The 25754-nt window shown below is 74.2% G+C and carries 25 protein-coding genes and 1 tRNA gene; 20 read left to right on the top strand and 6 right to left on the bottom strand.

All coding sequences use genetic code 11. The annotated features are described in order from the left end of the window. The first annotated feature begins 147 nt into the window (after positions 1-147). The 6 genes from H9624_RS03820 (at position 148) to H9624_RS03795 (ending at position 6620) form a co-directional block, all read left to right on the top strand. The gene (locus H9624_RS03820) at positions 148-1458 is read left to right on the top strand and encodes a hemolysin family protein (RefSeq protein WP_286010820.1); all 1311 of its coding nucleotides are present in this window, start codon (positions 148-150) and stop codon (positions 1456-1458) included. After that, a complete protein-coding gene (locus tag H9624_RS03815) occupies positions 1455-2501 on the top strand; it encodes a hemolysin family protein (RefSeq protein WP_251838554.1) in 1047 nt (348 codons plus the stop codon). Before H9624_RS03820 ends, H9624_RS03815 begins: the two co-directional genes overlap by 4 nt. Before the next feature lie 113 nt (positions 2502-2614). Then, the gene (locus tag H9624_RS03810; RefSeq protein ID WP_251838553.1) at positions 2615-3754 is read left to right on the top strand and encodes a M23 family metallopeptidase; all 1140 of its coding nucleotides are present in this window, start codon (positions 2615-2617) and stop codon (positions 3752-3754) included. 108 nt (positions 3755-3862) lie between these two features. Further along, positions 3863-5146, top strand: a complete 1284-nt coding sequence (locus H9624_RS03805) for a M23 family metallopeptidase (RefSeq protein ID WP_251838552.1) — start codon at positions 3863-3865, stop codon at positions 5144-5146. Next, positions 5131-5988, top strand: a complete 858-nt coding sequence (locus H9624_RS03800) for a glycerophosphodiester phosphodiesterase family protein (RefSeq protein WP_251838551.1) — start codon at positions 5131-5133, stop codon at positions 5986-5988. Before H9624_RS03805 ends, H9624_RS03800 begins: the two co-directional genes overlap by 16 nt. 41 nt (positions 5989-6029) lie before the next feature. Further along, the gene (locus tag H9624_RS03795; RefSeq protein ID WP_251838550.1) at positions 6030-6620 is read left to right on the top strand and encodes a TetR/AcrR family transcriptional regulator; all 591 of its coding nucleotides are present in this window, start codon (positions 6030-6032) and stop codon (positions 6618-6620) included. 29 nt (positions 6621-6649) lie between these two features. On the opposite strand, the gene H9624_RS03790 is transcribed toward H9624_RS03795, so the two are convergent. Further along, positions 6650-6722, bottom strand: a tRNA-Arg gene (locus H9624_RS03790). 162 nt (positions 6723-6884) lie between these two features. Between H9624_RS03790 and H9624_RS03785 the strand changes: the two genes are divergently transcribed. The 6 genes from H9624_RS03785 to thrB all read left to right on the top strand — a co-directional run bounded on the left by H9624_RS03785 (position 6885) and on the right by thrB (position 14280). Then, positions 6885-7772 (top strand): hypothetical protein, encoded by an 888-nt coding sequence (locus tag H9624_RS03785; RefSeq protein WP_251838549.1) that lies wholly within the window; start codon positions 6885-6887, stop codon positions 7770-7772. Between the two features lie 42 nt (positions 7773-7814). Further along, a complete protein-coding gene (gene argS, locus H9624_RS03780; protein WP_251838548.1) occupies positions 7815-9464 on the top strand; it encodes an arginine--tRNA ligase in 1650 nt (549 codons plus the stop codon). Next, positions 9461-10831 (top strand): diaminopimelate decarboxylase, encoded by a 1371-nt coding sequence (lysA, locus tag H9624_RS03775; RefSeq protein WP_251838547.1) that lies wholly within the window; start codon positions 9461-9463, stop codon positions 10829-10831. Before argS ends, lysA begins: the two co-directional genes overlap by 4 nt. 172 nt (positions 10832-11003) lie before the next feature. After that, a complete protein-coding gene (locus H9624_RS03770; protein WP_251838546.1) occupies positions 11004-12305 on the top strand; it encodes a homoserine dehydrogenase in 1302 nt (433 codons plus the stop codon). Continuing rightward, positions 12305-13381, top strand: a complete 1077-nt coding sequence (gene thrC, locus H9624_RS03765; RefSeq protein WP_251838545.1) for a threonine synthase — start codon at positions 12305-12307, stop codon at positions 13379-13381. The genes H9624_RS03770 and thrC overlap by 1 nt, the downstream gene beginning before the upstream one ends. A 2-nt stretch (positions 13382-13383) precedes the next feature. After that, positions 13384-14280, top strand: coding sequence for a homoserine kinase (gene thrB / locus H9624_RS03760; protein ID WP_251838994.1), 897 nt, complete (start codon positions 13384-13386; stop codon positions 14278-14280). An 18-nt stretch (positions 14281-14298) separates the two neighbouring features. Here thrB and H9624_RS03755 read toward each other — a convergent pair whose 3' ends face one another. Genes H9624_RS03755 through H9624_RS03740 form a run of 4 tightly spaced genes read right to left on the bottom strand, consistent with a single transcriptional unit; the run spans position 14299 to position 17190 of the window. After that, a complete protein-coding gene (locus H9624_RS03755; protein ID WP_251838544.1) occupies positions 14299-14898 on the bottom strand; it encodes a hypothetical protein in 600 nt (199 codons plus the stop codon). Then, on the bottom strand, positions 14895-16619 hold the full coding sequence (locus H9624_RS03750; protein ID WP_251838543.1) for a hypothetical protein: 1725 nt from the start codon (positions 16617-16619) through the stop codon (positions 14895-14897). The genes H9624_RS03755 and H9624_RS03750 overlap by 4 nt, the downstream gene beginning before the upstream one ends. After that, the gene (locus H9624_RS03745) at positions 16616-16924 is read right to left on the bottom strand and encodes a hypothetical protein (RefSeq protein WP_251838542.1); all 309 of its coding nucleotides are present in this window, start codon (positions 16922-16924) and stop codon (positions 16616-16618) included. Before H9624_RS03745 ends, H9624_RS03750 begins: the two co-directional genes overlap by 4 nt. Then, the gene (locus H9624_RS03740; protein ID WP_251838541.1) at positions 16921-17190 is read right to left on the bottom strand and encodes a hypothetical protein; all 270 of its coding nucleotides are present in this window, start codon (positions 17188-17190) and stop codon (positions 16921-16923) included. Before H9624_RS03740 ends, H9624_RS03745 begins: the two co-directional genes overlap by 4 nt. 321 nt (positions 17191-17511) lie before the next feature. On the opposite strand from H9624_RS03740, the gene rho reads away from it, so the two are divergent. From rho to prmC, 4 genes are all read left to right on the top strand, one after another. Beyond that, positions 17512-19488, top strand: a complete 1977-nt coding sequence (rho, locus tag H9624_RS03735) for a transcription termination factor Rho (RefSeq protein ID WP_372435092.1) — start codon at positions 17512-17514, stop codon at positions 19486-19488. Positions 19489-19620: 132 nt separating this feature from the next. Further along, positions 19621-19830, top strand: coding sequence for a 50S ribosomal protein L31 (gene rpmE / locus H9624_RS03730; RefSeq protein WP_139072963.1), 210 nt, complete (start codon positions 19621-19623; stop codon positions 19828-19830). A gap of 150 nt (positions 19831-19980) precedes the next feature. After that, entirely contained in the window at positions 19981-21072 is a 1092-nt protein-coding gene (gene prfA, locus H9624_RS03725) for a peptide chain release factor 1 (protein ID WP_251838540.1), read from the top strand. After that, entirely contained in the window at positions 21065-21919 is an 855-nt protein-coding gene (gene prmC / locus H9624_RS03720; protein WP_251838539.1) for a peptide chain release factor N(5)-glutamine methyltransferase, read from the top strand. The genes prfA and prmC overlap by 8 nt, the downstream gene beginning before the upstream one ends. Here prmC and H9624_RS03715 read toward each other — a convergent pair. Then, on the bottom strand, positions 21879-22259 hold the full coding sequence (locus H9624_RS03715) for a VanZ family protein (protein ID WP_251838538.1): 381 nt from the start codon (positions 22257-22259) through the stop codon (positions 21879-21881). The genes prmC and H9624_RS03715 overlap by 41 nt on opposite strands. A gap of 33 nt (positions 22260-22292) precedes the next feature. Here H9624_RS03715 and H9624_RS03710 point away from each other — a divergent pair, with 33 nt between their 5' ends. The 4 genes from H9624_RS03710 to atpB all read left to right on the top strand — a co-directional run bounded on the left by H9624_RS03710 (position 22293) and on the right by atpB (position 25679). Further along, on the top strand, positions 22293-22985 hold the full coding sequence (locus H9624_RS03710; RefSeq protein ID WP_251838537.1) for an L-threonylcarbamoyladenylate synthase: 693 nt from the start codon (positions 22293-22295) through the stop codon (positions 22983-22985). Further along, the gene (locus H9624_RS03705) at positions 22982-24094 is read left to right on the top strand and encodes an MraY family glycosyltransferase (RefSeq protein ID WP_251838536.1); all 1113 of its coding nucleotides are present in this window, start codon (positions 22982-22984) and stop codon (positions 24092-24094) included. Before H9624_RS03710 ends, H9624_RS03705 begins: the two co-directional genes overlap by 4 nt. Beyond that, entirely contained in the window at positions 24091-24525 is a 435-nt protein-coding gene (locus tag H9624_RS03700; protein WP_251838535.1) for a Cg1360 family ATP-synthase-associated protein, read from the top strand. Before H9624_RS03705 ends, H9624_RS03700 begins: the two co-directional genes overlap by 4 nt. Before the next feature lie 350 nt (positions 24526-24875). Further along, on the top strand, positions 24876-25679 hold the full coding sequence (gene atpB, locus H9624_RS03695) for a F0F1 ATP synthase subunit A (protein WP_286010817.1): 804 nt from the start codon (positions 24876-24878) through the stop codon (positions 25677-25679). Positions 25680-25754 lie beyond the last annotated feature (75 nt).

Below are 25754 nucleotides of genomic sequence, written 5' to 3'. Positions count from 1 at the left end.
GGAGGTCCCCGGCACCGCCGCGGGACCGGACGCGGACCCCCCGAGTCCCGAGGCGGACGCCGAGCCCCGACATCCGGAGGGCGACGCGGACGCCGAGCCCCCGAGTCCCGGCGGCCTCCTCCCCGTCCAGCCAGGGACGCCCCGGTGCTGACCGAGTGGCTGCTCGTCCTGCTGGGCGTGGCGCTGACCGCCGGCACCGCCGTCTTCGTCGCGGCCGAGTTCTCCCTCGTCGCGATGGACCCGGCCACCGTCGACCGGCGCGTGGCCGCCGGGGACAAGCGTGCCCTCGGCGTGCAGCGGGCCCTGCAGCACCTGTCGACCGAGCTCTCCGGCGCGCAGGTGGGCATCACGCTCACCACCGTCCTGCTCGGCTACACGGCGCAGTCGGCCCTCGTCACGCTGCTGAGCGGTCCGCTCGGCTCCACCGGCCTGGCCACCGCGGCCGCCGGTGCGACCGCCGTCGTCGTCTCGCTCGTGCTCGTCAACGGCTTCTCCATGCTCTTCGGGGAGCTCGTCCCCAAGAACCTCGCCCTCGCCGACCCCTTCGCGACGGCAGGCGTCGTCGCCCCGCTGCAGCGCGGCTTCACCCGCGTGCTGCGTCCGGTCATCTCCCTCCTCAACGGCAACGCGAACGCGATCCTGCGCCGCTTCGGCGTCGAGCCGGTCGAGGAGCTCGCCGGGGGCCGCTCCGCCAGCGAGCTCACCGCGCTCGTGCGCCGCTCGGCGGAGCAGGGCACGCTCGACATCGGCACGGCCACGCTCCTCACCCGCTCCATCGGGATCGGGGCGCTCACCGCCGTCGACGTCATGACCGACCGCGTGCGGATGACGGCGCTGCCGCGCACGGCGACGGCGGCCGACGTCGTCTCCACCGCCCGCCGCACCGGCCACTCCCGCTTCCCCGTCCTCGGTGACGACGACGACGACGTCGTCGGCCTGGTCAACCTGCGCCGCGCCATCGCCGTGCCCCACGACCGCCGCGCCGACGTCCCGGTGACGGCCGGCAGCCTGATGATCCCGGCACCGCGCGTCCCCGAGACGCTCGGGCTCGCCGCGCTGCTCGTCTCCCTGCGTGACGACGGCATGCAGATGGCGGTCGTCGTCGACGAGTACGGCGGCACGTCCGGCATCGTCACCCTCGAGGACGTCGTCGAGGAGATCGTCGGCGAGGTGTCCGACGAGCACGACCGCCGCCGCGCCGGCGCCCACGAGACCGCTGACGGCAGCTGGGCCGTCCCCGGTGTCATGCGCCCCGACGAGCTCGCGCACCTCGCCCACCTCGTCGTCCCCGACGACGGGCCCTACGAGACGCTCGGCGGCCTCGTCATGGCCCGGCTCGGGCGGATCGCCGAGGTCGGTGACGAGGTCGAGCTGCCCGGCGTCGTCCTGCGCGTGGAGCTCATGGACGGCCGGCGCATCGAGCGACTGCGCGCACGCGGGACGGAGGTGGACGCATGAGCTCGGGAACCGCCCTGCTCGTCGGCCTCGTCCTCCTCGTGGCCAACGCCTTCTTCGTCGGCGCCGAGTTCGCGATCATGTCCGCGCGGCGCAGCCGGGTCGAGCCGCTCGCCGAGACCTCCCGCCGCGCCCGCACGGTGCTGTGGGCCATGGAGCACGCGACGCTCATGATGGCCTGCGCCCAGCTCGGCATCACCGTGTGCTCCACCGGGATCGGTGCGGTGGCCGAGCCGGCCATCGCGCGCCTCGTCGAGGGGCCCCTCATGGACCTCGGCCTGCCCGCGGCGTCCGCGCACGTCGTCGGCTTCGCCGTGGCGCTCGCGCTCGTCATCTACCTCCACGTCGTCGTCGGGGAGATGGTGCCGAAGAACCTCGCGGTCACCAGCCCGGAGAAGGCGGCGATGTGGTTCGGGCCGCCGCTCGTCCTCCTCTCCCGCGTCCTGTCCCCGCTCATCCACGCGCTCAACGAGCTCGCCAACCTCGTCCTGCGGCTGTTCGGCGTCGAGCCGAAGAACGAGGTCGCCTCGGCCTTCACCGCCGAGGAGGTCGCCGCGATCATCGAGCGCTCGCAGCGGGAGGGCGTGCTCCAGGACGAGCTCGGGCTGCTGTCCGGGGCGCTGGAGTTCTCAGAGAAGGACGCCGCCGAGGTCATGGTCGCCGATGAGAACCTCGTCACCCTGGAGGACGGGACCACCCCCGAGGCCTTCGAGGCGGCGGTCGCGCGGACGGGTTTCTCCCGCTTCCCGGTGCGCAACCTCGACGGCGTCGTCCACGGGTACCTCCACATCAAGGACGTCCTCTACGCCGAGGGCCCGCTGCGCGCCCAGCCGGTCCCGCGCTGGCGGGTGCGCGCGCTGCCCAGAGTGGCGCCAACAGACGAGATCGAGGACGTCCTGGCGGTCATGCAGCGCACCGGGACGCACCTCGCCGGGGTCGGCCCGGCGGGTGGCCCGACGGTCGGTGTCGTCTTCCTCGAGGACATCCTCGAGGAGCTCGTCGGCGAGGTGTCTGACTCGATGCAGCGCCACAGCGCCGCCTCCTGAACCACTCGTGCACAGGGTCCGACGCGTTTGTGGACTCCGCAGCACGGGTGTCGTTACTGTTTCGTGACACGCCGGGTCCGCCCGGCGGCCCTCCATCCACCGAAAGGTTCCCTATGCCCGTGCGCGCCTCGATGCCCTCCACGGCACCGGTGACGCGACGGCAGCTGCGGGAGGCAGAGCGCCGCAACGGCCAGCTCGCCGTCCGGGAGGCGGCCGCCCACGCGGCGTCCGCGCTCACCGGCTCGCTCGTCGCCACCGTCCCGCTCGACGGCACCGTCGGCCGCATCGGCCAGGCCCGGCACGCGGCCACCGCCTCGCAGGACGCCGCCGCCCCGCAGGAGAGCAGCGCGCCCGCCGCCGCGGCCCCGCAGGGCAGCGCGCCTGCCCGTCCGCAGTACCGCAGCCGCGCCGAGCTGCGCGCCGCGGAGCAGGCCTCCGCGCGCCGCCCGGTCCGCGTGCACGCCCCCCGCTGGATGCCCCGCGCGGCCGTCCTCGGTGCGCTCGGTGCCGCGACGATCGTGGCCCCGCTCGCCGGCTTCGTCGGCACCGACCACGGCGCCGCCGAGGAGCTGCCCGCCGTGGCCACCGTCCCGGCCGGCGAGACCGTCCTCGACGCCCTCGACGCCGCCGCCTCCCAGCTCGACTCCGACGCCGCCGGCAGCACCGCTGCCCTCCTCGCCGACTCCAGCGCCTCCGCCCGCGCGCTCGTCCAGAGCTCGCGCAGCGTCGACCGTGACGCCGCGGTGTGCAGCGCCCTCACCGGCAGCGGCGCCAACGGCGCCGGTGCCGCGCTCGGAGCCGAGCGGATGGCGATGCCCCTGGCCGTCGGCACCTACACGCAGAGCTCCCTGTACGGGAACCGCGTGCACCCGATCCAGGGCACGTGGACCAAGCACGAGGGCCTCGACTTCGCCGCCCCGCTCGGCACCCCCATCCACGCGGTCGCCGACGGCGTCGTCGTCCACGCGGGTGAGGGCCTGGACGGGCGCTCGAGCATGCTCGTCATCGTCGAGCACGAGATCGACGGCCAGACCTTCTTCAGCTGGTACGTCCACATGTACGAGGACGGCGTCTTCGTCACCGAGGGCCAGCAGGTCCGCGGCGGAGAGGTCATCGGCGAGGTCGGGAACAACGGCAACTCCACCGGGCCCCACCTCCACCTCGAGATCCATCTCGACGAGTCCGGGACGACGACGGACCCCGGCGCCTTCCTCGCCGACCACGACGCCGTCATGGTCTCCGCCGACTGCTGAGGACGCTGCCCTTCGGTCTGCCCGATGGGCGGATGGACCCGGGCGTGTGACCTCGGTTACGCTGGGCCGGCCGCGTGCCTGCGCGGCCGAGATCGCAAGGGGACGTGGATGTCACTCACTGCAGGGGGTTTGCCGGCGCCTACCGCCGACGCTCCTGCAATTGGTGCGCGTCCCGGCGGGCTGGCACGGCTCCGGCGCGCGGGACTGCTCGGCTGCGCCGCCCTCCTCGTCGGCGCCACGGCCCTGACGACCGCCGGGACGGCGGCACCGAGCCCCACGAAGGTGCCGGGCGGTGCGTTCGTCACGGCGGACCTCACCCTCGAGGCCGAGCCCGTGGAGACCTTCGGTCTCGGCGGCGGTGTCACGCTCGTCGCCGAGTCGGTCGCCACCCTCAAGGCGCACACCGACCCCTTCAGCGACTCCCCGCTGTGCGCGAGCTACCCGGTGGCCCCGGGCACCTACCGGGTGACCTCGCCCTACGGCTACCGCACCCACCCGATCTTCGGCACCTACTCCCTCCACATGGGCGTGGACTTCGCCGCCCCGCTCGGCACGCCCATCCACGCCGTCACCGACGGCACGGTCGTCTACACCGGCGCCGGGCGCCTGGGCCGCTCCAGCGAGCTCGTCATCATCGAGCACACGGTCCGCGACACGACCTTCTACAGCTGGTACGTCCACATGTACCCCGAGGGCGTCTTCGTCGAGCCCGGGCAGCACGTGCGCGCCGGTGAGGTCATCGCCGAGGTGGGGAGCAACGGCAACTCCACCGGCCCGCACCTCCACTTCGAGATCCACACCTCCGACGCCGGCCTCGGGCTGACGAAGACCCCGGTCACCCGGACGTCCACCGCCATGGTCCTCAGCTCCGCCCCGAGCCCGAGCGACGACAAGACGCCGAGCGACGACAAGACGCCCGGCGAGGACGAGACGCCGGGCGAGGACGAGACGCCGGGCGAGGACGAGACGCCGGGCGAGGACGAGACGCCGGGCGAGGACGAGACGCCGAGCCCGGACCCGAGCGAGACGCCCAGTCCGGACCCGAGCGAGACGCCCAGTCCGGACCCGAGCGAGACGCCCAGCCCGGACCCCAGCGAGACGCCCAGCCCGGACCCCAGCGAGACGCCCAGTCCCGACCCGAGCGAGACCCCCAGCCCGGACCCCAGCAAGACGCCTAGCCCGGACCCCAGCGAGACCCCCAGCCCGGACCCCACCGAGACCCCCAGCCCGGAGCCGTCGGAGGAGCCCAGCGAGGAGCCGTCGGAGGAGCCGGAGCCCCGCCCGCGCAACCCCTTCCCGACCCGCGCCTACGGCACGACGGTCGACCCGCTGCCCTTCCTCGCCTCGCTCGGCCTCACCCTGGTCGCCCCGAACCAGTGCACGGCCTCCTGAGCGGCGGCCGCGCCGGAGGGACCCCCTACCTCGACCGGCACGGCCCGGCCGCGCTCGCGCACCGCGGGGGAGGGGCGGAGGTGCCGGAGAACTCCCGCGCCGCCCTGGAGCACGTCGAGGCCCTCGGCTACCGCTACTTCGAGACGGACGTCCGCTGCACCGCGGACGGTGTCGTCGTCCTCCACCACGACCCCACGCTCGACCGGACGACCGACGGCCACGGTCCCCTCGCCGCGCTGACGTGGGAGCAGGCCGCGCGGCTGCGGGACCGCTCCGGCGGGTCCCTCGTGCGGCTCGACGAGGCGCTGCGGGACTTCCCGCGCCTGCGCCTCAACATCGACCTCAAGGAGGACGGCGTCGTCGGGCCGGCGCTCCGCACGATCGCCGAGGCGGGAGCGGGCGACCGCGTCTGCCTCGCGTCCTTCTCCGACCGCCGGGTGGAGGTCGTGCGCCGGGCCACCCAGGGACGGGTCGCCACGAGCCTCGCCCGGCAGGAGACCGCCCGGCTCGTCGTCGGCGCGACGCTCGGCGTCCCCCTGCGCGGCGTCCCCACGCCGTCGGGCACGACGACGGACCGCGCCGTGTGCGTGCAGGTGCCCGTGCGCCACCGTGGCGTCCCGGTCGTCACCCCCGCCTTCGTCCGGCGTGCCCACCGCCTGGGCCTGGAGGTCCACGTGTGGACCATCGACGACGCCCCCACCATGCACCGGCTCCTCGACCTCGGTGTCGACGGCCTGGTCACCGACCGGCCGACGGTGCTGCGCGGCGTCCTGCGCGCCCGCGGGCAGTGGGACGACGGCGCCCACGGTGACGGTTCCGCGGCCTTTCCGGCCGACGTGTGAACAGCCCCCTCCCGGGGGGTGAGGTGGTGCACAATGTGGCGATGACCCTCCACGAGTCGCACACCGACCCGCGCACGCGGCGCACGCTGGCGCTCCTGGAGCGTGCCATGACCACCCTCCTCGAGGACCAGTCGATCAGCGAGATCAACGTCTCGGAGCTGTGCCGGGTTGCCGGCATCCACCGGACGACCTTCTACAAGCACTTCTCCTCGGTCGCCGAGTTCGCCGGCTACATGTACTCGTCCCTCATCAACGACCTCGCGTCCGTGGACGTCGCGAGCCTCCCGGAGGACATGGACGGGGTGTCCGAGGCCTACGGCGCCGCCCTGGCGGGGATGCTCGACCACATCGCCGGGAACCGCCCCACGTACCGCCGGCTCTTCGCCAGCGACGGCGACCACCAGTTCCAGCGGATCGTCGCCGACGCCCTCGCCGAGCGGGCGCTCGAGGCCCACCACCGGTTAGCCGAGCGCGGGCGGGTCATCGACATCGACGAGATGACGGCGGCCCAGATGGTCGGCGCTGCCTGCGCGGCGGCGGTCGGGGTGTGGGCGGCGCAGGACACGACCGACTCCGTCACCCGCTCGCGGGAGATCATGTCCGCCCTGCCGCGGTGGTGGGCCCCGGCCTGAGCCGGCCGCCCGCCTCCGGGCAGCATGAGTGCCCCCGACTGGACTCGAACCAGCGACCTTCTGCTCCGGAGGCAGACGCTCTATCCACTGAGCTACAGGGGCACGACGCTCGGCGATGCTATCAGGGGCGGCGCGTCATCCTCACATCCGCCGGACGTGGCGCCCGCCACGTCCGGCGGTCGTGGAGAGACAGGGGGAGGATGAGGTCCTAGGGTGGACGCCGCACTTCCCAGGCGTTCCCGCGCCGGACGTGAAGGAGACGACATGAGCCAGCAGCCGCCCACGGGCCCGACGCCCGAACCGTCCGACGACGACGCCCCCCGCACCCCCGACGAGGGCGAGGGTTTCGCGCGTTCGCCCTACGACGCGCCGCAGACCCCGCCCGCGGACGACACGACCGCGGCCTACCCGGCCGCGAGCTACGGCCAGGCCCCCGACCCCGGCCGCACGATCTACTCCGACGCGAGCACCACCGAGCCGGAGCCGGAGCCCGAGCCCGACGGCGGGCGCCCGCGGTGGGTGCTGCCCGCCGTCATCGCCGTCGTCGTCCTCCTCGTGGCCGGCGGCATCGCCGCGGCCCTCCTCCTGGGCGGGGACGACGAGGACCCGGCGCCCGCGACGTCGCCGACCCCGACGGCGGAGGCGACCACCACGCCGGAGGAGACCGAGGAGCCGACGGAGCCCTCGACCAGCGAGGAGCCGACCGAGGAGCCGGAGCCGAGCGCCACGACGGAGGACCCGAGCGCGGAGCCCGCCTCCGAGCTGCTCGCCGACCTCGACGAGACCGTCTCCGTCGGTGACCTCACCTTCGAGCTGTCCGAGGAGGGCTTCACCCCCGACGACCGTGTCAACGGGGCGGTCGAGGCCTACCGCGGCACCTACGAGAGCGGCGACGAGACCATCGAGATGCGGGCGACCCTGTGGCCCGACAACGAGGCCGCCGACGCCTTCGCCGCCGAGATGGTCGAGGCCGTGGACGGCGAGCAGGTCGACACCGGTGACACGTACACCAACGAGACCGGCACCTTCTGGGCCTTCTTCCTCGAGGACGAGCGCGGCCGCTACATCTGGACCACCGACCGCGGTCACGTCCTGCAGATCACCGGCAGCGCCGACTACGTGAGCCAGTTCTACGCCAGCCTGCCGCTGTAGCCCACGCACGGGAGGGGATCGCGGCACTTGTACCCTGGTTCGGTGACTCCGACCGAACTCGCCGCGCTCATCCGCTCCTGCCTCCTTGACGCCGTCGCCGACGGCACCCTGGCCCTGTCCGCCGAGGAGATCGGCGAGGTCAAGGTCGAGCGCCCGCGACAGCGGGAGCACGGGGACTGGGCGACGAACGTCGCGATGCAGCTGGCCAAGAAGGCCGGCACGAACCCGCGCGCACTCGCCGAGATGCTCGCCGAGCGCCTCGGCGGGGCGGCCGGTGTCGCGGAGGCCTCCGTGGCGGGCCCGGGCTTCCTCAACATCCGCCTCGAGGCCGGTGCCGCGGGTGAGCTCGCCCGGTCGATCGTCGAGACGGGGGAGGCCTACGGCCGCAACGAGGCTCTCGCCGGCCACGCCGTCAACCTCGAGTTCGTCTCGGCCAACCCCACCGGCCCCCTCCACATCGGTCACACCCGGTGGGCGGCGCTCGGCGACGCCCTCGTCCGGCTGCTCCGCGCCTCCGGCGCCGACGTGACGCCGGAGTACTACATCAACGACGCCGGTGCCCAGATGGACAAGTTCGGCGCCTCGGTCCTCGCCCGGGCCGCCGGCACCGAGGTCCCCGAGGGCGGGTACCGCGGCGAGTACGTCACCCAGCTCGCCCGCAAGGTGCTCGCCCAGCGCCCCGACCTCCTCGAGCTGCCCGAGGACGAGGCCGTCGCCGTCGCCCGGGAGACCGGCTACCGGCTCCAGCTCGGCGAGATCCAGGAGGTCCTCGCCGAGTTCGAGGTCCACTTCGACGTCTACTTCTCCGAGCGCGAGCTCCACGGCAGCGGTGCCGTCGAGACCGCCGTCGCGCGTCTGCGCGAGCAGGGGCACGTCTACGACGCCGACGGCGCCGTCTGGCTGCGCACCACCGACTTCGGTGACGACAAGGACCGCGTCCTCATCCGCGCCGACGGCACCCCCACGTACTTCGCCGCGGACGCCGCGTACTACCTGTCGAAGAAGGACCGCGGCTTCCCCGAGAAGATCTACCTCCTCGGTGCCGACCACCACGGCTACGTCAACCGGCTCAAGGCGATCGCGGCCTGCGCGGGCGACGACCCCGAGGTCAACATCGAGGTCCTCATCGGCCAGCTCGTGTCCGTCGCCGGGGCCCGGCTGAGCAAGCGCGCCGGCAACATCATCGAGCTGAGCGACCTCATCGAGTGGATCGGCACCGACCCCGTCCGCTACACCCTCGCGCGCTTCCCCGCGGACTCCCCGCTGAGCCTGGACGGGGAGAAGCTGCGCGAGAAGAACATGGACAACCCCGTCTACTACGTCCAGTACGCGCACGCCCGCATCCGCAACGTGAGCCGCAACGCGGAGCAGCACGGCGTGCGCCGCGAGGACGCCTTCGACCCCACGCTCATCGGCAGCGAGGCGGACAGCGTGCTGCTCGGCCACCTCGCCGGCTTCCCCGAGCTGGTCGCCCGTGCCGCCCGCCTGCGCGAGCCGCACCGCGTGGCGCGCTACCTCGAGGACCTCGCCGCGGCCTACCACCGCTGGTACGACCAGAGCCGGGTCTCCCCGCGCGGGGAGGACCCCGTCGAGGACGTCCACCGCACCCGGCTGTGGCTCAACGACGCCACCGGCCAGGTCATCGCCAACGGTCTGCGCCTCCTCGGCGTCTCCGCCCCGGAGCGCATGTGAGCGCCCCGACGACGGCGCCCGAGCCGTCCGCCGCGGACCCCAGCACCCCGTGGGCGGGCTCGGTCCGCCGCACCGCCGACGGCAGCCTCGAGGTGGGCGGCATCGACGTGCGTGACATCGCCGCCGAGCACCGCACCCCCGTCTACGTCCTCGACGAGGCGGACCTGCGCGGCCGCGCCCGCGCCTTCGTCACCGCCTTCACCGAGGCCTTCGCCGACCTCGCCGGTGCGGACGTCTACTACGCGAGCAAGGCCTTCGCGTCCGTCGCCGTCGACCGCTGGGTGGCCGAGGAGGGCATGCACGTGGACGTGTCCACGGGCGGGGAGCTCGCCGTGGCGCTGCGCGCCGGCGTGCCGGGGGACAGGGTCGCGCTGCACGGCAACAACAAGTCCGACGCCGAGCTCGAGCGGGCGCTGCGGGCCGGGGTGGGGCGCATCGTCGTCGACTCCCTCGGGGAGATCGAGCACCTCGCCGACCTCGCCGGGCGGCTCGACCTGCCCGCGCCCGTCATGGTGCGCGTGACGACCGGCGTCCACGCCGGTGGCCACGACTTCATCGCCACCGCCCACGAGGACCAGAAGTTCGGCCTGTCCCTCACGAGCGGCGCCGCCCGCGCCGCCGTCGACGCCGTCCTCGCGCGCCCCGAGCTCACGCTCCTGGGGCTGCACTCCCACATCGGCTCCCAGATCCTCGACCTGTCCGGCTTCGAGGTCGCCGCCGGTGCGCTCCTGCGCCTGCGCGCCGAGGTGGCCGCCGAGACCGGCACGCTCATGCCCGAGGTGGACCTCGGCGGCGGCTACGGCATCTCCTACACCGGCGGGGACCTCCCGCCCACGCCCGCGCAGATCGCCCCGGCCCTCGCCGACGTCGTGCGCCGCCTGTCCGCCGAGCTCGCCACCCCGCCGCCGCGGGTGTCGGTCGAGCCGGGGCGCGCCGTCGTCGGCCCGGCGGGCCTGACCCTCTACCGGGTCGGCACGGTCAAGCCGGTGACGACGGAGGACGGCACCGAGCGCCGCTACGTCTCCGTCGACGGCGGGATGAGCGACAACATCCGCACCGCCCTCTACGACGCCGCCTACACCGCCGCCGTCGCGAACCGCCGCAGCGAGGCGCCCGCCGTCGTGTCCCGGGTCGTGGGCAAGCACTGCGAGAGCGGGGACATCGTCGTGCGTGACGTCCTCCTGCCGGGCGACGTCACCTCCGGTGACCTCCTCGCCGTGCCCGCCACCGGCGCCTACGGGCGCTCGATGGCCTCGAACTACAACCTCCTGCCGCGCCCGGGCGTGCTCGCCGTGCGCGACGGGCAGGCCCGGTACGTCGTGCGGCCCGAGACCGAGGACGACCTCCTCGCCCTCGACGTCGGCTGACACATCCCCCCGCCGCACCCCGTGGTGCGCCGACAGCCGGATGCTCCGTCGGAGGAATCCGGCTGTCGGCGACGGGGGTGTGGCGCGGGGGCCGACAGCACGTGGACGCGTGGGCGGGCGGGCCCTGCGTCGCCCGTATCCTGACCGCGGCACCGAGGAAGAGGAGTAGTCGATGAGTGAGCGGGCGCTACGCGTCGCCGTGCTCGGGTGCGGGACCGTCGGGACCGAGGTGGTGCGGCTGCTGACCGAGCAGGCCGACGACCTCACCGCGCGGACCGGGGCCCGGCTCGAGGTCGTGGGCATCGCCGTCCGGGACACCACCGTTCCCCGTGCCGACGTCGTCGACACCCGGCTGCTCACCACCGACGCGTCCGGCCTCGTCCGCGGCGCGGACCTCGTCGTCGAGCTCATGGGCGGCATCGAGCCGGCCCGCAGCCTCGTCCTCGAGGCGATCGAGGCCGGCGCGGGAGTCGTCACCGCGAACAAGGCCCTGCTCGCCGCCCACGGCCCCGAGCTCTACGAGGCCGCCGAGGAGCGCGGGGTCGACCTCTACTTCGAGGCCGCCGTCGCCGGCGCCGTCCCCGTCGTGCGCGGGGTGCGCGAGTCCTTCGCCGGGGACCACGTGCGCCGCGTCGTCGGCATCGTCAACGGCACGACGAACTTCATCCTCGACGAGATGACCTCCCGCGGCGTCGGCTTCGGCGAGGCGCTCGCCGACGCGCAGGCCCTGGGCTACGCGGAGGCCGACCCGACGGCGGACATCGACGGCCACGACGCCGCCGCGAAGATCGCCATCCTCGCCTCCCTCGCCTTCCACACCCGGGTGAGCATCGACGACGTCCCCGTCGAGGGGATCCGCTACGTCACGGCCGCCGACGTCGAGGCCGCGACCCGCGGGCACCACGTCATCAAGCTGCTCGCCGTCGCCGAGCGGCGCACCACCGCGGCCGGGGAGGGCATCTCGGTGCGGGTCCACCCCGCGCTGCTGCCGCTCGAGCACCCGCTGGCCGCGGTCCACGGCGCCTACAACGCCGTCGTCGTCGACACCGAGGCCGCCGGCCGGCTCATGTTCTACGGGCAGGGTGCCGGCGGGGCGCCGACGGCGTCCGCGGTGCTCGGCGACGTCGTCGCGGCCGGGCGCAACCGCGTCTCCGGCGGGCGCGGGCCGGCCGAGTCCCGCTACGCCGATCTCCCGCTGCTCGGCGGCGAGGAGGTGACGACGCAGTTCCAGCTGCGTCTCGAGGTCGCCGACGTGCCCGGCGTGCTCGCCCAGATCGCCGGCACCTTCGGTGAGAAGGGCCTGTCGATCATGACCGTGACGCAGGAGCAGGTGCACGCCGCCGACGGCGCCGCCGTGCTCGTCGTCGTCACGCACCGCGCCAGCGAGGCTGCGCTGGCAGCGACGGCGGACGCCGTCGCCCGTATTCCGTCGGTCAAGCGCGTGCTGGCCGTGACCAGGGTGGAGGACGTCTGATGGCGCACCAGTGGCGAGGCGTGATCACCGAGTACGCCGACCGGCTGCCGATCGAGCCGGGGGACCCCGTCGTCACCCTCGGCGAGGGCGGGACGCCGCTCGTCGCGGCGCCCGTGCTCAGCGAGCGCGTCGGGGCGCAGGTCCACGTCAAGGTCGAGGGCGCCAACCCCACCGGCTCCTTCAAGGACCGCGGCATGACGATGGCGATGTCGAAGGTGGCCGCGACGGACACCGAGATGGTCGTCTGCGCCTCCACCGGCAACACCTCCGCCTCCGCCGCCGCCTACGCCGTGCGCGCCGGTCTGCGCTGCGCCGTCGTGCTGCCCGCCGGGAAGATCGCCGCCGGCAAGCTCGCGCAGGCGATCGTCCACGGCGCCGAGCTCGTGGCCGTGGACGGCAACTTCGACGACTGCCTCACCATCGTCCGCTCCCTCGCCGAGGACTACCCGGTCGCGCTCGTCAACTCCGTCAACCCCTTCCGCCTCCAGGGGCAGAAGACGGCGGCCTTCGAGATCGTCGACGCCCTCGGTGACGCCCCCGACATCCACGTCCTGCCCGTCGGCAACGCGGGCAACATCTCCGCCTACTGGATGGGCTACCGCGAGTACGCGACCGACGCCCCCGGCCTGCCGGCGCGCGCCACCCGCACCCCGCAGATGTGGGGCGTCCAGGCCGAGGGCGCCGCGCCGTTCGTCAAGGGCGCGCCCGTGGAGCACCCGGAGACCGTCGCGACGGCGATCCGCATCGGCAACCCGGCGTCCTGGACGCTGGCGGAGGCCGCCCGCGACGAGTCCGGCGGCTGGATCGACGCCGTGAGCGACGCCCAGATCCTCGACGCGCAGGCGCTCCTCGCCCGCGAGGTCGGCGTCTTCGTCGAGCCGGCGTCCGCGGCGAGCGTCGCCGGCCTGCTCCAGGCCGCCGAGCGGGGCCTCGTCCCGGCCGGCGCCACCATCGTGTGCACGGTGACCGGCAACGGTCTCAAGGACACCGCCACCGCCCTCGGCAACGCCGACATCGACCCCGAGGTCGTCGCGCCGCAGGCCGCCGCCACCGCGGCAGCGCTCGGGCTCGCGTGACGATGGGCCGGCTCGCGCACGACACGGTGCGGGTACAGGTCCCCGCCACCAGCGCCAACCTCGGACCCGGCTTCGACGCCCTGGGCCTGGCGATCGACGTCGTCGACGACATCGCCGTGCGTGCGACGACCGGTCTCACCCACGTCACCGTCGCGGGCAGCGGCGCCGGCTCGCTGCCGGAGGGGGAGAACCACCTCGTCGTCCGCGCCATCCGCGCGGCGCTCGACCACGCCGGCGCCCCGCAGGCCGGCCTCGAGCTGCACTGCCACAACCGCATCCCGCACGGGCGCGGGCTGGGCTCCTCGGCCGCCGCGGTCGTCGGCGGGCTGGTCGCCGCGCGCGGGCTCGTCGCCGAGCCCGAGGCGCTCGACGACGACACGGTCCTCGCGCTCGCCACCGAGTTCGAGGGCCACCCGGACAACGCGGCGCCCGCGATCCTCGGCGGCGCCACCGTCGCGTGGTCGCAGGACGGTCGCCCGCGCGCCGCCCGCCTGCGGGTGGGGGAGCACGTGCGCCCCACCGTCCTCGTCCCGCCGGGGGAGCTGCTCACCGGCACCGCCCGCTCGGTGCTGCCGCGGCAGGTGCCCCACGAGGACGGCGCCTTCAACGCCGGGCGCGCCGCGCTGCTCGTCCTCGCGCTCTCCGAGCGTCCCGACCTCCTCCTGCCCGCCACCGAGGACCGCCTCCACCAGCGTCAGCGCGCCGTCGTCATGGAGGAGTCGCTGCGCGTCATCGACACGCTGCGCGAGCTCGGGCTGCCCGCGGTGGTGTCCGGGGCCGGGCCCAGCGTCCTCACGCTCACCCGCGCCGACGACGCCCACGTCGCGGCCTTCACCCGGCACGGCTGGCGGGTCCTCACCCCCGCCGTCACGCGCGGCGCCCGGCTCGTCACCGCCTGACCCGGCGCGCCGCCCGGCTCAGGGGCTCGTGCGCGGCGGGGTCGACTGCTCGACGAGGTCGTCCGGGGCCGCACCGTGCCAGCACGCGGCGTCGGGCAGCATCGTGCGCGTGGTCCCCCACGGGTCGGCGCTCTCCTCGGCGAGCGGCACCGTCACCTCCACGGTCCGCGCGCCGTCGCGGGTGTCGAGCCGGGCGAGCGCGACGAAGGGGCCGCCGTCGGCGTCGAGCTCCCTGACCAGCGCCGTGCCCGCGCGGGTGGGCGCGCAGACCGAGTACACGATCTGCCAGCCGTCGGCCGCCCACGGCTCGACGGCCTCCCGCAGCCAGCCCGCGGTCGCCTCCCAGCTGCGCTCGGGCAGCTCCTCGCTGCCGTGGAGCGTCGTGCGGACCGTCCCGGGCAGGCACTGCGCGTCCGGCGCGCAGGACCGCTCGCCGCCCTCGCGGACCTCGAGCCCGTCCACGGGCACGGCCGCCTCGACGGCGGCGAGGCGGGCGGCGTCTACGTCCGCCGCCGCCGGGGACGTGGACGGGGAGGGGGTGGGGGACGGCGCGCTGTCGCAGCCACCGACGAGCACGGCGAGGAGGAGGACCACGGAGGCGCGGCGGACGGCGCTCACGGCAGGTAGTACCCCTCGTGGACGAAGAAGCGGTCGGTGCCGAAGATGCTCTCGACGACCTCGGGCGGCAGCACGCCGGCCTCCATGTCCGCGGCGCTCACGGTCCACACCCCGGTGTTCGGCTCGTAGACCTGGTAGCTGCCGTTCTCGTGCCCGACGACGAGGAGCTGGTGACCGCCGCCGCCGTCCGGGTCGCTGCGGTCTCCGACGGTGACGGAGATGGCGACCGGCTGCCCGGCGTCCACGGTGCGCGTCATGTCGGCCATCGACTCCGGGCCGGGGTCGGTCCGCGTGGTGCCCGTGACGGTCTCCGTCCCCGAGCGCATGCTGCCGGGCTCGTCCCGGGGGTCGTCGCCCAGGCTCCACTGGCTGTCCGGGAAGTCCTGGTTGATGTAGTTGCGGGCCTCGACCTGGAGCAGCCGGAACCGCTCCGCCGGGGTCAGGCCCTGGAGGTCCGCGGGCTCGACGTTCTCGAGCACCTCGGGCCAGTACCCGTCGACAGGTTCACCGGTCGCGATGACGAGAGCGAGGAAGGGGTCGGTCTGGCTGGCGAGGAGGAGCAGGTCGGTCGACGCGCAGGTGGGGCCCTCCTGGTCGTACTCCTCCCCGCCGACGTCGAGGACGTTGTGGCTGCCGGGGACACCCGGCTCCGCGGCACCCGCGGCGTCGGCGAGGTCGAGGCCGGCGACCTCGGAGATGACCTCCCGGCCCTCCGGGGTGGCGGCCAGCGCCTTGAGGCGGCTCGCCAGCGCGAGCACGGCGGCCAGCGGCGCGCCGGTGGCGAGCGCGGACATGACGAGGGCGGGGACGCGGCCGTCCGCGGTGCCCGACATCGCCGCGAGCAGCTCCTCGCGCTCCTTGTCCGTCAGGGAGTTCCACCGCTCGGTGAAGTGGGCCCACTCGGCGTCGGAGAGGATCGAGGCGTCCGGCTGGTCCGGGCTGGAGCTGTAGTGGGAGGTCATGAGGTCGAGCGGGGTGAAGCCCGCGGGCAGCGGGGCGCCGCCGGCGATGACCCCGCCCACGCGGGCGTAACCGTTCGCGTCGCCGAGCCCCACCTCCGTCGGCCCCACCATGTCCTGGAGGGCGACGAGGGCGGTGCGGTAGTCGGAGACGGCCGAGGAGACCTCGCGCAGTGCGTCCAGCGCCGAGCGGGCGATCTCCCGCGCCGTGTCGAAGTCGTCGTGGAAGGGGGAGTCCCAGCCGAAGATGCCGTGCACGGCGCCGAAGTCGGGCACGTGGATGCCGGCGAGTGTCGACCGGCCGCCCTCGGCCCGGCCCTGCGCGGCGGTCTGGGCCTGGGTGAGCTCGTCGAGGGCGTCCGCGTAGGTGGACAGGTGCTGGGCGACGAGCTCCTGGCCCTCCGCCTCCTGGCGCAGGCTGGTGAGCGTCGCGGCGATCGTCTCGCCCACGGCCGTGCCGGTGGCGCCGACGAGTCCGGCGGGCAGCGCGACCGAGGAGACGGCGGACACGGAGTCCGCGGCGGACGCGCACCTGGCCGCGTCGGAGCGGAAGCCGGCGACGACGTCGCGCAGCGCACCGGGGTCGGCGTCGAGCGTGGTGGACACGGCAGCGCAGCCGCGCGCGGCAGCCGTCTGCGCGAGCCCGACGGCGTGGTCGAGGGTGTCGATCAGCGTCCCGGCATCGACCTGGAGGGCGTCGAGCGCGTCGCCGCGGGCGGCGTCGGCGTCGTCGAGGCCCTCGAGGAGCTCGGCGACGGTCATCGCGTGCCCTCCGCCGCGTCGGTCACCGGGACGGAGGCCGTGCCGACGACCTCCTGGGCGTCGGCGACGGCGCGCAGCCACGCGCGGACCCCGGCGTCGTCGTCACCGGCGGCGAGGCGCGCGCGGATGCCCGCGGCGAGCAGCCGGGACCCGTCGGGACGGGTGAGCATCTCGTCGCCCAGGCGCAGCACCGACTCGGCCCCGGCGGTGCGCACGACGGCGGCGACCTGTCTGGTGGCGCCGGGTGCGACTGCTGCGGCGTTGAGCCGGCGGGCGAGCTCGACCGCCTCGCGCGCCCCCGTCACGAGCCCTCCCCGGCCGCGGCGGTGGCGAGGGACTCGTCGACGGCGGTGAAGGTCTCCAGCGCGCTGACGAGGAAGTCGGCCAGCGCAGCGAGCGCGGCGTCCTGCGTGGCGAGCTCGGCGGCCCAGGTCGCCTCCGTCGTCGTGAGCGCCGCCGAGAGCTCCTGCCCCGCGACGGCGGCGTCGGTGACCGCCCCGGCACGGGGTGCCAGCGTCACGCCCCTCAGGGCCGCGACGATCCGGTTGACCTCCTCGGCGTCGACCTCCACTGGCTGCCCCCTCCGGTCCGGTTCCCACGACGTGTCGCCTGAATGATCGCCGGTGGCGTGCGAGCGGGGCAATGGGCACAACTCCCCGGCCCCGGGCGCCGGGCCGTCCCCGCGGCTCCTGAGGCCCGGCTGCTACACTGGCCGCGCCTCGGCGCCGTCGGGCTGTGATCCCACGTGGGTGTCCAGCCCCAGGGCCGCGGCACCCTCCCCCCGATCTCCTGCCGCTGTCTGCGGTCATGGTCGTGCGGAGTGATCACCCCGGACGTCGTCCGGGCTCACCCGGCCTCAGGTCATGGGGCCAATTCCGAGGGAAGGAACCTCGTGACAGAACAGCTTGACGCCACCACGGCCACCGCCGGCGGTGGCTCGCTGAGCACCATGAAGCTGGCGGAGCTGCAGTCGCTCGCCGCCGGCATGGGGCTCAAGGGCACCACCCGGATGCGCAAGAGCGACCTCGTCGCCGCCATCCGCGAGGCCCGCGGGAGCTCGCGCGGCGCCGGCGCCGGCGCGTCCGCCGCCCCGGCCCCCTCCGCGGCACCCGCCGCCGAGTCCCCCGCAGCCACCTCCACCGACGCGCCCACCGATGCACCCGCCGCCGCGCCGCGTCGCGGGCGCAGCCGCCGTGTCTCCGCCGAGGCGGGCCAGCCCCGCGCGGGCGGCGACACCGCCGAGCAGACCGCGCTCCCCGTGGCCGAGGCCGCGGAGACCAACGGTGAGCGGCAGCGCCCGCCCCGCCGCGAGCGTGCGCAGGCCGAGCAGCGCGACACGGAGCAGCGTGAGCGCGCGCAGTCCGAGCCGCGTGACCGCCCGCAGGCCGAGCAGCGTGAGCGTGCCCAGACGGAGCAGCGTGAGCGTGCGCAGGCCGAGCGGCGCGAGCGTGCGCAGGCGGAGCAGCAGGAGCAGCCCGCGGCGCGCCAGCAGCGTGAGCCGGTCGACCGTGAGCGCGCCGTCAAGGCCCTCGAGGCGATCGAGCTCCCCGCGCCGCGCGACGAGGTCGACGAGCGCCGGGAGGACGCGCGCCGCGCCGACCAGCGCCGCGCCGTCGAGCCGGAGACCGACCGCACCGGTCGCAACCGCCGTCGCAACCGCGACCGCAACCGCAAGCGCCGGCCGGGCGCGAGCGACCTGCCGGGCTTCGACGAGCTCGAGGTCACCGAGGACGACGTCCTGCTCCCCGTGGCGGGCATCCTCGACATCCTCGACAACTACGCCTTCGTCCGCACGAGCGGCTACCTGCCCGGGCCGAACGACGTCTACGTCTCGCTCAACCAGGTGAAGAAGTACGGCCTGCGCCGTGGCGACGCCGTCACCGGCGCCGTCCGCCAGCCGCAGGACGAGCAGCAGCGCCAGAAGTTCAACGCGCTCGTGCGCCTGGACTCGGTCAACGGCACCCCGGCCGACCGTGCGCGGCAGCGTCCGGAGTTCGCCAAGCTCACGCCGCTGTACCCCGAGGAACCGCTGCGCCTGGAGACCGTCTCCACCGCGATGACCGGCCGGATCGTCGACCTCGTCGCCCCGATCGGCAAGGGCCAGCGCGGCCTCATCGTCGCCCCGCCCAAGGCCGGCAAGACGATCGTCATGCAGCAGATGGCGAACGCGATCACGACGAACAACCCCGAGGTCCACCTCATGGTCGTGCTCGTCGACGAGCGGCCCGAAGAGGTCACCGACATGCAGCGCACGGTCAAGGGTGAGGTCATCGCCTCGACCTTCGACCGCCCCGCCACGGACCACACGATCGTCGCCGAGCTCGCCATCGAGCGCGCCAAGCGGCTCGTCGAGCTGGGCCAGGACGTCGTCGTGCTCCTCGACTCGATCACCCGGCTGTCGCGCGCCTACAACCTCGCCGCGCCCGCCTCGGGCCGGATCCTCTCCGGTGGTGTGGACGCCTCGGCGCTCTACCCGCCCAAGCGCTTCTTCGGCGCGGCCCGCAACATCGAGAACGGCGGCTCGCTCACCATCGTCGCCTCCGCGCTCGTGGAGACCGGCTCGAAGATGGACGAGGTGATCTTCGAGGAGTTCAAGGGCACCGGGAACATGGAGCTGCGCCTGTCGCGGTCCCTGGCCGACAAGCGCATCTTCCCGGCGGTGGACGTCAACGCGTCCGGCACGCGCCGCGAGGAGCTGCTCCTGTCGCCCGAGGAGCTGCGGATCGTGTGGAAGCTGCGCCGCGTCATGAGCGGCCTGGACCAGCAGCAGGCCGTGGAGCTGCTCCTCGGCAAGATGCGCGAGACGAGCTCGAACGCCGCGTTCCTGCTCACCGTGCAGAAGACCACACCCGGGATGGGCAACGACTGACCCCACCGGCCCCCGGGCCGTGGGAAGATTTCTGCACGCCGCGGCGTTCTGGCACGATGGAACGTCGACTTCCGGTTCACGGCACGTACCGCGCGGGCCGACCCGGGAGCGAAGCACACCAAGGAGACACACATGAAGCAGGGCATCCACCCCGAGTACGTCACCACCACGGTGACGTGCACCTGTGGGAACACGTTCGAGACCCGCTCCACCGCCACCGAGGGCAAGATCAACGCTGACGTCTGCAGCGCCTGCCACCCGTTCTACACGGGCAAGCAGAAGATCCTCGACACCGGTGGCCGCGTCGCGCGCTTCGAGCAGCGGTACGGCAAGCGCAAGTAGCAGTCGTCCAGCGCCGGTGGGCAGGTCCCACCGGCGCTGTCGTCTGCCCACCCCCGCGTCACCCCCTCCCACATATGCGGGATCGGTACGGTGTCAGGACGGGTGGGACCGCGTTTTTCCGACATATGCGAAGGGGTGGTGGGGGTCGGCATGAGTGAGGACTTCGCGGCCGTCGAGCCGATGCTGGCCGAGCACGCCGAGATCGAGAGGGCCCTGGCGGACCCCGGCGTCCACGCGGACGCCGGCAAGGCCAAGCGGTTGGGGCGGCGCTACGCCGAGCTCACCCGCGTCGTGTCCGCCTACACCGCCTGGCGCCGCGCCACCGACGACGCCGAGGCGGCCGCCGAGCTCGCCGAGGTCGACGAGTCCTTCGCCGCCGAGCTGCCCTCGCTGCGTCGCGCGGCCGACGACGCCGCCGAGCACCTGCGCGCCGTCCTCGTCCCCCAGGACCCCGACGACGGCCGCGACGTCATCCTCGAGATCAAGGCGGGGGAGGGCGGGGAGGAGTCCGCACTCTTCGCCGGGGACCTCCTGCGCATGTACCTGCGCTACGCCGAGCGCCGCGGCTGGTCCACCCAGCTCATCAGCGCCACCGAGTCCGACCTCGGCGGCTACAAGGACGTCGCCGTCGCGGTGAAGGCCCGCGGCGCCCTCGACGACCCGTCCGACGGCGTGTGGGCCAGCCTCAAGTACGAGGGCGGGGTCCACCGGGTCCAGCGCGTGCCCGTCACCGAGTCCCAGGGCCGCATCCACACCTCCGCGGCCGGCGTGCTCGTGCTGCCCGAGGCGGACGACCCCGGCGAGGTCGAGATCGACCAGAACGACCTCCGCATCGACGTCTACCGCTCCTCCGGGCCCGGCGGGCAGAGCGTCAACACGACCGACTCCGCCGTCCGCATCACCCACGTCCCCACCGGGATCGTCGTGTCGATGCAGAACGAGAAGTCCCAGCTGCAGAACCGCGAGCAGGCGATGCGCGTCCTGCGCGCGCGGCTGCTCGCCGCCCGCCAGCAGGAGGCCGCCGCGGCCGCCTCCGCCACGCGTCGCTCCCAGGTACGCACGGTCGACCGCTCCGAGCGGATCCGCACGTACAACTACCCGGAGAACCGGATCGCCGACCACCGCACCGGCTTCAAGGCCTACAACCTCGACCACGTGCTCGACGGCGACCTCGCGGCCGTCATCGCCTCCGCCGTCGAGCTGGACGCCGCCGAGCGGCTCGCCGCCGCCGCCCATGCCTGAGGCTGCCGTCGACATCTCCTGGCGCGAGGCCGTCCGCGGTGCGCAGGCGCTGCTCGCCGAGGCCGGGGTGCCCTCGCCCGGCGTCGACGCGCGGCTCCTCGCCGAGCACGTCATCGGCGGCCCGCTCGTCACCGCGGGACGTCCGAGCGGGGACCAGCTCGCCGCCTTCGCCGTCCTCGTCGACCGCCGCCGGCGCCGCGAGCCCCTCCAGCACCTCACCGGGGAGATGTTCTTCCGCCACCTGCGCCTCGTCAGCGAGCCGGGTGCCTTCGTCGTGCGGCCCGAGACCGAGCTCGTCGCCGAGGAGGCCATCACCGCCGCCCGGCAGGTGGGCGCCCCCCGCGTCGTCGACCTGTGCACCGGCTCCGGGGCGATCGCGCTCGCCGTCGCCACCGAGGTGCCGACGTCCACGGTGTGGGCGGTCGAGCTGAGCCCGGAGGCGCTCGCCGTCGCCGCCCGGAACGTCGCCGACCTCGCCCCGCACGTCACCCTCGTCGCCGGCGACGCCGCGACGGCGCTGCCCGAGCTGGACGGCACGGTCGACGTCGTCGTCTCCAACCCGCCCTACGTGCCGCCGGACGCCGTCCCGCAGGACCCCGAGGTCCGCGACCACGACCCCGACCTCGCCCTCTACGGCGGCGGGGCGGACGGCCTCGAGGTGCCGCGCGCCGTCCTGCGCTCGGCGGCTCGCCTGCTGCGTCCGGGCGGGACCGTCGTCATGGAGCACGCCGAGGTCCAGGCCGCCGCGGCGCGCGAGGCCTGCGCGCGGACCGGTGCCTTCGCCGAGGTCCGCACCGTGCGGGACCTCACCGGGCGGGACCGGATGGTCGTCGCCCGGCGCGTGTGACGAGGACCGCAGCAGCCCACCCCAGCCCCACGCCGGCGACGTCCGCGAGGGCGTCCCACGGGTCCCCCTCGCGGCCCGGCAGCAGCGCGCCCTGCAGCACCTCGCTCAGCACCGCGTGGACGAGCGCCAGCGGCACCACCCAGCGCGCCGGCAGCCCGGCCCACAGCGCCGCGACGACGACGAGCGCGAAGACACCGACGTGCGCGACCTTGTCCGCGCCCGGGAAGAGGTCCGGACCGTCGCCCGGCACCCGCGGGACGTACAGCGCGGCGAGGTGGACGAGCAGCGCGAGGGCGAGGACGGCGCGCTTGACGTGGGTCATGACCGGTGAGGATGTCATCCCTCCACCGGCGCCCGTGGGAGGATCCGGTACGTGAGCGTGTACGACTGCACCCAGCCCGAGACCCGCGACGAGGGCATCGACGCCGCGGCCACCGCCCTCTCCGCCGGTGGCCTCGTGGTCCTGCCGACCGACACCGTGTACGGGATCGGCGCGGCCGCCTTCGACCCCGCCGCCGTCACGGCCCTCCTCGACGCCAAGGGCCGCGGGCGCCAGAGCCCGCCGCCCGTCCTCGTCCCCGCGGCCGCCACGGTCGCCGGCCTGGCCACGGAGGTGCCGGACGCCGTCCACACCCTCCTCGAGACCTTCTGGCCCGGGCCGCTCACCGTCATCTGCCGCGCCCAGCCCACCCTCGCGTGGGACCTCGGCGACACCGGGGGCACCGTGGCCCTGCGCATGCCCGACGACGAGATCGCCCTGGCCCTCCTCACCCGGACCGGACCGCTCGCCGTCTCCAGCGCCAACCGCCACGGCCGCCCCGCCGCGACGACCGTCCTCGAGGCGGCCACCGCGCTCGGTGACCGCGTCGAGGTCTACCTCGACGGCGGGCCCTCCCGCGGGGGAGTGGCCTCGACGATCATCGACGCGACCGGCCCCACGCTGCGCATCGTGCGCGCCGGCGCGCTGAGCCTGGACGAGCTCACCGCCGTCGTCCCCGAGATCACCGACGTCGAGCGGCCCGCCTCCGACGACGACGGCGCGAAGGACGGTGCCGTCGGGCCGTGAGGGTCTACCTGCTCGTGATGCTCGTCGCGGCCGTCGTCACCTTCATCGCCACCCCCGTGGCGCTGCGGCTGGCCCGCCTGACGAACGCGCTGACCCCGGTCCGCGCCCGCGACGTCCACACGGTGCCCACCCCCCGGCTGGGCGGGCTGGCGATGCTCGCCGGCTTCGCCGTCGCGCTCCTCCTCGCCTCCCGCGTCCCCTTCCTCGACGGCGTCCTCGACTCCGGGCGGCCGTGGGCGATCCTCGGCGGCGCGGCGCTCGTCTGCCTCCTCGGCGTCGCCGACGACATCTGGGACCTCGACTGGATGACCAAGCTCGCGGGCCAGGTGCTCGCCGCGGGACTCATCGCGTGGCAGGGCGTCCAGCTCATCACCTTCCCGGTCTTCGGGCTCACCATCGGCTCGGCACGGCTGTCGCTCGTCGCGACCATCCTCGTCGTCGTCGTCGCGATGAACGCCGTCAACTTCGTCGACGGTCTCGACGGCCTGGCCGCGGGGATGATGGCGATCGGGGGACTGGCCTTCTTCGGCTACACCTACCTCCTCACCCGGACGGAGACGCCGGGGGACTACTCGAACCTCGCGACGGTGCTCATCGCCGCCGTCGTCGGGACGTGTCTGGGCTTCCTGCCGCACAACTTCCACCCCGCACGCATCTTCATGGGTGACTCCGGCTCGATGTTCCTCGGCCTCACCGTCGCGGCCGCGGCGATCACCGTCACCGGCCAGATCGACCCCGGCGGCGCCACCGCGGGCCAGGTGCTGCCCGCCTTCGTCCCGATCCTCCTGCCGGTCGCGGTGCTCCTCCTGCCGCTGCTCGACATGACGCTCGCGGTCCTGCGCCGGCTGCGCGCCGGGCAGTCGCCCTTCAAGCCCGACCGCATGCACCTGCACCACCGCCTCCTCTCGTGGGGCCACAGCCACCGCCGTGCCGTCCTCGTCATGTACCTGTGGACCACGGTCTTCTCGTTCAGTGCCGCCGCGCTCGTCGTCCTCGACAGCGGCACGGTGCTGGTCGCCACGGGCGTCGCCGTCGTCCTCGCCCTGCTCGTCACCGTCGGCAAGCTCCCCGGGCTGCGCCGTTCCCGCCACGCCAAGGAGTCCGCATGACCTCCCCGTCCCCCCTGCGCACGATGTTCCGCACCGCGCTGCGCCAGATGGCCATCCTCCTGGTGGTCCTCGGCGTCGGGAGCTGCGTCGTCGGCTACCTCGTGGCGGGCATGCCGGGACTGTGGGGCGGGGTGCTCGGCACCGGCCTGGTCGCCTTCTTCACGCTGACGACGGCCGTCGTCATGGTCGCGACGGCGGACCGGCCCCTGTACGTGGCCAGCGCCGCGCTCGTGGGGAGCTGGCTGGCGAAGGTCGTCGTCGTGTTCGTCGTCCTCCTCGTCGTGCGGGGACGCGACTTCTACGACCCGGTCGTCTTCTTCGCCACCCTCGTGCTCGCCATCCTCGGTTCCGTGGGCATCGAGATGTCCGCGGCGCTCAAGGCGCGCGTGCCGAACGTCGACCCCTCCGCCCGCCCGGACGACGGCGTCTGAGACGTTCGCGCTGTGGCCTTGCTCACGGCGTGAGCCGTCGGCAGGGCCCGCCGGGACGGCCCCCGGCGGGGCCGCGTGACCGGCGCGGGCACCGGGAAACAGCGGGTGTGCCGCGGCGTACCCGGCGTGACCTGCGCGGTGACCGGGCGCACGGCGCTGCGGCACCCCGGCGACCTCCCCGGCGGGGGCGCGGGACGAAGGTCCTCGCGCCTCCCGGCCGCCCGTGCGGGGTCCTGGGCGGTCCTGCGCATACGTTAGGCTTGGCCCGATCCTGACAACGCGGTCACTCACCGCACATCCCGACCGACTCTTGGGGGTCCGCCCTGTCTGCCGCCGCGACACTCCTCCCCCTGGCCGTGGGCGTCACGAGCGCCGCCGGTGAGGGCGAGGGCTTCCACGCCCCGACGCTGCAGGGCGAGTTCTTCCCCGGCGCGTTCCTCTTCGAGGGCACTCCCTTCGAGTTCAACCGCATCATGCTCGTGCGCGTCGTCGCCACGCTGCTCATCGTCTCCGTCTTCTGGCTCGCCGCCCGTCGCGCCCGGCTCGTCCCGGGGCGCTTCCAGGGCGCGATCGAGATGGCGCTCGACTTCGTCCGCGTCAACATCGCCGAGGAGGTCCTCGGCAAGGAGAGCGGACGGCGCGCCACCGCGCTGCTCACCGTGATCTTCTTCGGCGTGTTCGCCATGAACATCACCGGTGTCATCCCGTTCCTCAACATCGCGGGCTCCTCGGTGATCGGCGTGCCGCTCGTCTTCGCGGTCGTCGCCTACATCGGGTTCATCATCGCCGGTGTGCGGTCCCAGGGTGCGGGGGGCTTCCTCAAGTCCTCGCTCTTCCCGCCCGGCGTGCCGAAGTTCCTCTACGTCATCCTCACGCCGATCGAGTTCCTCTCGACGTTCATCCTGCGGCCGATCACGCTGACGATCCGACTCCTCGCGAACATGCTCGTCGGCCACCTCCTTCTCGTGCTGTGCTTCGGCGCCACCCACTTCCTCTTCTTCGAGGCGGCCGGTGGGCTCAAGCTGCTCGGGTCGGTCACCCTTGCCGCCGGCTTCGCGTTCACGATCTTCGAGATCTTCATCGCGGCACTCCAGGCCTTCATCTTCACGCTCCTCACCGCTGTGTACATCCAGCTGTCCGAGGAAGCGCACTGACCTGATCGACGACCCGGTCATGAGGGCCGGGTCATCACCCAACGTGCCGGGCATGGGCCTGGGACAACAACGGAA

It is taken from the genome of Oceanitalea stevensii (genome assembly GCF_014837105.1).
Classification (GTDB): Bacteria; Actinomycetota; Actinomycetes; order Actinomycetales; family Actinomycetaceae; genus Oceanitalea; species Oceanitalea stevensii.
This window is presented reverse-complemented; position numbering and strand designations above follow the sequence as displayed.